The sequence below is a fragment of the Flavobacterium sp. genome (assembly GCF_013823965.1).
Taxonomy (GTDB): Bacteria; Bacteroidota; Bacteroidia; order Flavobacteriales; family Flavobacteriaceae; genus Flavobacterium.
In genome coordinates this window covers 1-6,715 of sequence record NZ_PNNA01000078.1, presented here as the reverse complement: position 1 = coordinate 6,715, position 6,715 = coordinate 1, and the positions used below count along the sequence as shown (strand labels likewise).

The window sequence follows — 6,715 nt, the reverse complement described above, 5'->3', positions numbered from 1 at the left end:
ATATTCACTTTGTATTGTGCTTGATTGTAATAAAAACTTCTGTCAAAAAGGTGCTTGGCAATAAATTCCTTCATTTGCTCATCGTCCATATCAGCAATGAGAGGTCTTTTACTTTTATTGGAAACCAATCTCTCAAATAAAGTTTCAACTGATGCTTTTAGATAAATAGACACAATATCATCACCTTTCAAGAGTTCGTGATTATTGGCATAACAAGGAGTTCCACCGCCCAAACCTATTATCAAATCCCCGGGAGAATTCAATAATTCCACAAAAATTTGGTGTTCGAGCTTTCTAAAATAAATCTCGCCCCGCTCTTCGAAGATTTTATTTATGGACAAATTTGTTCTTTCTTCGATGATTTTATCCAAATCTACAGTTTGAATATTGGTGATTCTTGACAATCTGTTGGCAATTGTAGACTTCCCACAGCCCATATAACCTAATAAAATTATTTTTTTCATTTAAATAAACCCTTATAAATTAAGGCATTGAAGACTTTTGTTAAAAAAAGACAAATTTATAATAAAATAGCTTTGAAAAATTAAAAATAAGACCTTATATTTGCACCCGCATTCAAGAAAAGAAAATGACTCGATAGCTCAGTCGGTAGAGCACATCACTTTTAATGATGGGGTCCTGGGTTCGAGCCCCAGTCGGGTCACAAAATTTGTGATTATCAAATACTTTTCTTGAATCAATGACTCGATAGCTCAGTTGGTAGAGCACATCACTTTTAATGATGGGGTCCTGGGTTCGAGCCCCAGTCGGGTCACAATATAATGCGCATACGTTAATAGAATCTTGATAGTCTTAAGACTTGATAGCTCAGTTGGTAGAGCACATCACTCTTAATGTTGGGGTCCTGGGTTCGAGACCCAGTCAGGTCACACAAAGAAAAATATAGAGACGTTGCAATGCAGCGTCTCTATATTTTTTTAGGCCACGTGGAGAAACGGTAGACTTGCCATCTTGAGGGGGTGGTGCTCGTAAGGGCGTGTGGGTTCAAATCCCACCGTGGTCACTTTTATAGTCAAATTAAAATCCTAGTTGCTTAATTTATAAGTAATTAGGGTTTTTTAGTTTTATACCAGTACGCTTTTGGGTACAACTCCAATATTTTTTTCAATAAAAAGCGCCTATCTTTAAATAATTATATGTGTTTGAAACGGCCATAACCCCACTTTTTATTAATTCCATTATTATTTTTTTTAAATTGAAATACATCTAAACCCAAAGTTATTTTCAATAAAGAACAATAACCTAAGCACAATAGAGTTATACCAATAAAATAATTTTGTTAATTAATTACAAAAGCGTAAATTAGCATCCCATTTTTAACAGAAAAAGTATGGATTTTAAAAAAATCACAAAAACATCGAAAATGAATTCGTTGGTATTTTTTATCTTTTCATTTCTTCTTTTAGGCATTTCTAATGCTAATTCCCAAACCCAAACCGTTTTTTACGATTCCATCAACAAACAAAAATACGCACTGATTGATGTTCATAAAACATATGAAAGAGTAATCGAAAAAGGCTATGCTTCCATTGAAATGTTTGAATACTTGGGGAAATATTATTATGAAAGCAAAGACTTCGAAAAATCAAAATTATATTTCGACATCTTATTCAAAAAGTACAAATTGTCCCAAATTTCGTCAAAAAGTATCGAACTTTATAAAACTCTTTAGAACAGTTCAACTAAAATACAACTAACAAAAAATGCCTCAATTTAACAATTGAGGCATTTTTTATAGTCTAGAATAAAACATTCTGAACTATAATAAAAACAAGCTTATTTCACTACTTTCCCTTCGTGGCTTTCTTCAAATCGTCACCTCCAGGAATTTTCATTTTATCCGTAAGAATGGCTATTTCATCTAAGTCGAAACTTCCGGTCAAAGACATTAATACGGTTTCATTTTGCTTGCTTGGATCTTCAATAAGCATAAGTAATTCTTTAACTTGACTGTCGGTTGAACCAGATTTCACTAGTATTCTCACGTTTTTACCACTGTCGTTCACCCGCATCAACTCTTCTAGACCGGCAGTTTTCACATACTTGTCAGCCGTTAATTTCATGTCGGCCGACAGCTTTGTACTTGTGGTTGTAAATACTTTGAGGTTATCCAACTTTTTCATCAAACTCAAATACTGTTGTGTTTCCTTGTCATTGGCATCCACTTTCACACTGGCCATCATTTGAAACATTTTCTTGTTGACCACTATCGAGGTCACTCCATCTTGACCATCATATTTATCGAAAGCATTTTGTGCGAAAAAGGTATTGGAAACCAAGGCGACTACTATTGTTAGTATAATTTTTTTCATTTTTTTAGTTATTATTGTTTAAAAATCAAATTTTTAGAATTCTCATATTCCTTGATGTATTGCATACTTTCAAAACCTTTGTTAAGATTTGTCGACAATTGGAACAATGCTTTTTGAGTTTCCTTAAAGGCAACTTCCGGATCGTCATAGGTTCCTAAATTTGGTTCCTCGACTGTATTGTAATGGTTATATCCAATAACTACTATTCCCATCAAAACAACAAACGAAGCAGCTACAGAGAGCCAAAACCAATTTTGTTTTCGAGATTTAACCTGGAGTTTTTGATCAAACTGCTGCTCTTTTTGCAAAGTTGAACGAACAAAAATTGGTTTGTATCGCTCCAGACTTGGCAAAACATCCGAGGAAGAAAAGTAGTCTCGCAATTCTTTTTCTTCAGCAATATTGGTTTCAGCCCGAAAGTACTTGTCTAATTGTATTTTTATTTTTTCGAACTCCATAATTATATGTTTTTATCAGGTTCTCACTTGTCATTTTCCAAGCAATTGAATTCTTGTTTTTCAATCTCTTGAAGGCTATCATATTCTTCTAAAAACTACTTTTCAATTTAAAAGCAATCGTCGTGCCAGTCTCAATATTTTGTCTTTAAAAGAAGCAATAAACTTCTCAGATTCATTTTTACATTAAAACCATTGCACAGTAAGTTACATAATAAAGACGAAACTAACTTATTTTTATTACAAAGTGCATAAAATAAAACTAAAGTTGTTATTTTTACGTTTACTATAAAAGAAAACTATCAATATGAAATCAAAATTCAAATTTAAGACCTTATTCCTTTTCGCTTTTATAGCTGTTTTTACATTTCAATCTTGTCAAGATCAAGATGATACGGCAGCTCCAGCAAATATTGACATCCAAAATTTCATTTGGAATGGATTGAATCTTTATTATTTGTGGCAAGCCGATGTTCCTAATTTATCAGACACCAGATTTGCAAATCAAAAAGAACTAAACACTTTTTTATATGGATATCCAAAACCGGAAACCTTGTTCGAAAGTTTACTCTATAAACCTTCAAGCCTTTATCCTGGCACCGGAGAAGCTGTTGACAGGTTTAGCTGGATAGTGGATGATTATTTAGAACTGGAAGGAGCACTACAAGGAACCACTAATAATAATGGAGTAGAATTTGGTTTAAGCTACAAATCAACAGGATCCAATGAAATAATAGGTTGGGTACGCTATATTATTCCAAATTCGAATGCATCAACAAAGGACATCAAACGTGGTGATGTATTTTATGGTGTAAATGGAACCCAACTTACCGTTAACAATTACCAAGCACTTTTGTTTGGTTCAAATAACGATTACACCCTAAATTTAGCAGACATCAATGGTGGAGCATTTACACCAAACGGGAAAAATATTGCATTGACAAAAACAGTTTTGGACGAAAATCCAATTTTGGTTAATAAAGTAATTGTTTCCGGATCGCATAAAATTGGATACTTAATGTACAATGGTTTTTATGCCAATTACGATACCCAACTAAACGATGCTTTTGGAGCATTAAAATCACAAGGAATCACTGATTTGGTTCTTGATTTAAGATACAATGGCGGAGGTTCCGTTCAAACCTCGGCTAGACTGGCAAGCATGATAACAGGAGCTTACACAGGGCAAGTATTTGCAAAACAACAATGGAATGCAAAAATAGAATCCTATTTTGCTGCCAACGATCCAGAATCATTGAAAAATTTCTTTACCGATAAAATAGGGACTACAGCCATCAACAGTGTTGGCATGACCAAGATTTACATTCTAACTTCCAAAAGCACCGCTTCTGCCAGCGAACTAGTTATCAACGGATTAAAACCGTACATTACCGTTGTGCAAATTGGAGATATAACCACGGGGAAAAATGTTGGTTCCGTTACTTTGTATGATTCACCAACATTTGGAAAAGAAAACAGAAACCCAAACCATCGTTATGCCATGCAACCTCTTGTTTTAAAAATAGTCAACTCGGCAGGTTTTGGAGATTATCAAAGTGGCTTGGAACCTACTTACACATTGAAAGAAACCATCAGTAATCTTGACGTTCTTGGCAGCCCGACAGAGCCATTGTTGAGCCTTGCCATTGGCAAAATCACGGGAACAAAAAGAGTGATGCCGCAAAGTCCTGGTCAAGATTTCGACTATTTTAAAGATTCAAAATCCATAAACGGAATTCAAAAACAAATGTATCTGGAAAAAGCTCCAGAAGGTTTGTTGAAAGCTTTGGAATAAAATTTATAAAAGGCAAAAAAGGCTTTCATCACTGAAAGCCTTTTTTTTTATAACTAAATCTTGAAACTACAACTTGAAATTTAAACCTAATTTGAAATTTCGACCAAGAGTGTTATATCCTACATTTTCAACGAATTCTTCATTCAAAATATTGGTTACAGCTCCAAAAATGGTCAATCTGGTTTTTACCAACTCATAGTTCAAGGAAGCATTTACCAATTGGTAAGAACCCAAAACCACCTTTTGCGTCCCATACGTATTTCCATCAAAGAAAGCGTCATTTTTACCATCCACATATTGATAATTTATGTTGAAAGCTGTTCTTGGGCAAACTTGATAATCTAAAGAAGAATTCACTTTATGTTTCGGAATCAATCGATCCAAGGCTTCATCCACTTGCGTGAAAGTGTAATTGGAAATCCATTTGATGTTTTCGGTGATGGCAAAAGTAATTTCGGTTTCCACTCCTTTGGCTTTATTGGTTCCGTCAATGTTGATGTATTTATAGGCAGACGAAAACCCGATGAAATTATTTTGTTCCCTATAAAATCCAACAGCAGAAAATCGAAGTTTTTTGTTTAAAAGTTGGGTTTCAAAACCAACCTCAACCGTGCTGTTTTTTTCTGGTGTTAATTCCGTATTTCCATATTGAGAATACAATTGATACAAACTTGGCGTCACGAAAGCCGTGCTGTAAGAAGCCAAAGCTTTCAAAGGAACCGATTCAAAATCAAAGGAAGGATTCAGGTTGTAAACCAGCTGGTTTCCGTATTCGCCGTGAATGTTTAATCGTGCTCCAGCATTGACATTCAACCCAAAATCCGAAGTAAAAACTCCAGTCAAATAAGGGTCAATCATGTTAAATTTGGCACTTTCTTTTGCAACACCACCATAAGGAGTTTCACTGTTCATATCGTGAAATTGATATTGCGCGCCAGTTACCAAATACAAGGATTTTAAAACCTCATATTTGTTGTATCCATCAACATTAACGCTCCTGGACTCGTATTGCGAAAGCCCAACCGTACCGGAATATGTATCCAATTCATCATAAGAACGCACCATTTTGTTGATACTCGAATTCAGGATAAATTCTCCTTTTGAGTATTTGTATTTTGGTAAAAAACCAAAACGAAATTGTTCCGATTTAGAACGATTCTGGCTAATGTCATTGGTCCACGTATTATCAAAACCGCCATCATAATCGTTTTTGATTTTGTCAAAATTCCCAAAAAAGTCCAATGTCAATTTATCTGTGGCTTTATAACCCAACTTGGCTAAATAATTGATCCTCGAAAAACGGTCTTCTTCATAGACAACATTTTTATTTGGAGATGCAATTTGTGACATTCCAGTAGTTTCAGTGCTGTTCAAAGAAGCAAAATAATTTACTTTTTTCAAGTTTCCATTTACCGAAAATCCTTGATTATAATCTTGGAGACTAGACTTTGAAGTGAAAGCCGTATTATTGGTTCCAGCATTAAAATACGCATTTCCCTGAATGGATTTCTTTCCAGATTTTTTCAAAATAATGTTGACAACCCCGGTAGCTGCACCGGTTCCGTACAAAGTACTGGCTGCTCCTTTCATGATTTCGATGCTTTCCACTTGTTGCACAGGAAGCAACCGCAAATCAAATTCAAAACTAATTCCAGAAGCATCAGTAACCGGAATTCCGTCAATGAGAATAAGCACTTGGCTGTTTTTTCCACCACGAATGTAGTAGCCCAAATTTTTTCCGGCAACGCTTTGACTACCGTTAATTTCAACACCTGCTACTGAATTTAAGACACTTGCAATGCTTTGCCCTTCCCTCTTTTTTAAGTATTCAGAAGTGATTTTGGTGATTACTTTACCTGATTTTTCTTTGGCCAGAGCAAATTTAGAATCAGAAATTACTACTTCTTCTAACGGAGTTGGTGAAGTAATGCTGTCTTTTTGCTGCGCAAAAACACAGTTGGCCATCAGCACGAATAACGCACTGACACGAACGATTTTGTTGTTCATTTAATAAAACATTTTTAATGATAAAAATGGGAGAAAAGCATAGAATGACCCATACCCAAACCTTTTTTCCCGAAAGTTTGATACTCGATGTAATAGGCAGGTCTCCTGGCTTGCGTCTTGTTGTT

The 6,715-nt window shown here is 35.0% G+C and carries 6 protein-coding genes and 4 tRNA genes; 6 read left to right on the top strand and 4 right to left on the bottom strand.

Annotation, left to right across the window (positions count from 1 at the left end; genetic code table 11):
* A partial coding sequence (locus C0430_RS09175; RefSeq protein WP_290868564.1) for a shikimate kinase occupies positions 1-464 on the bottom strand: 464 nt, incomplete at its 3' end.
* A gap of 127 nt (positions 465-591) precedes the next feature.
* Between C0430_RS09175 and C0430_RS09170 the strand changes: the two genes are divergently transcribed.
* The 5 genes from C0430_RS09170 to C0430_RS09150 all read left to right on the top strand — a co-directional run bounded on the left by C0430_RS09170 (position 592) and on the right by C0430_RS09150 (position 1,693).
* Positions 592-664, top strand: a tRNA-Lys gene (locus C0430_RS09170).
* A 38-nt stretch (positions 665-702) separates the two neighbouring features.
* Positions 703-775: transfer RNA gene (locus C0430_RS09165), tRNA-Lys, on the top strand.
* Between the two features lie 42 nt (positions 776-817).
* Positions 818-890 (top strand) — tRNA-Lys (locus tag C0430_RS09160).
* Between the two features lie 51 nt (positions 891-941).
* Positions 942-1,024 (top strand) — tRNA-Leu (locus tag C0430_RS09155).
* A gap of 327 nt (positions 1,025-1,351) precedes the next feature.
* On the top strand, positions 1,352-1,693 hold the full coding sequence (locus C0430_RS09150; protein ID WP_290868558.1) for a hypothetical protein: 342 nt from the start codon (positions 1,352-1,354) through the stop codon (positions 1,691-1,693).
* 112 nt (positions 1,694-1,805) lie between these two features.
* Here the strand turns inward: C0430_RS09150 and C0430_RS09145 are convergent, their stop codons facing one another.
* Together C0430_RS09145 and C0430_RS09140 are read right to left on the bottom strand one after the other, a co-directional pair.
* Positions 1,806-2,333 (bottom strand): DUF4252 domain-containing protein, encoded by a 528-nt coding sequence (locus tag C0430_RS09145; protein ID WP_290868552.1) that lies wholly within the window; start codon positions 2,331-2,333, stop codon positions 1,806-1,808.
* Between the two features lie 11 nt (positions 2,334-2,344).
* Positions 2,345-2,791 carry a hypothetical protein gene (locus C0430_RS09140; RefSeq protein ID WP_290868547.1) on the bottom strand — a complete coding sequence of 149 codons (447 nt, stop codon included), beginning with the start codon at positions 2,789-2,791 and terminating at the stop codon, positions 2,345-2,347.
* A 304-nt stretch (positions 2,792-3,095) separates the two neighbouring features.
* Here C0430_RS09140 and C0430_RS09135 point away from each other — a divergent pair, with 304 nt between their 5' ends.
* Complete coding sequence (locus tag C0430_RS09135; protein WP_290868540.1) at positions 3,096-4,583, top strand: S41 family peptidase; 1,488 nt, start codon at positions 3,096-3,098, stop codon at positions 4,581-4,583.
* A 66-nt stretch (positions 4,584-4,649) separates the two neighbouring features.
* On the opposite strand, the gene C0430_RS09130 is transcribed toward C0430_RS09135, so the two are convergent.
* Positions 4,650-6,590 carry a TonB-dependent receptor plug domain-containing protein gene (locus C0430_RS09130; protein WP_290868537.1) on the bottom strand — a complete coding sequence of 647 codons (1,941 nt, stop codon included), beginning with the start codon at positions 6,588-6,590 and terminating at the stop codon, positions 4,650-4,652.
* Between the last annotated feature and the right edge of the window lie 125 nt (positions 6,591-6,715).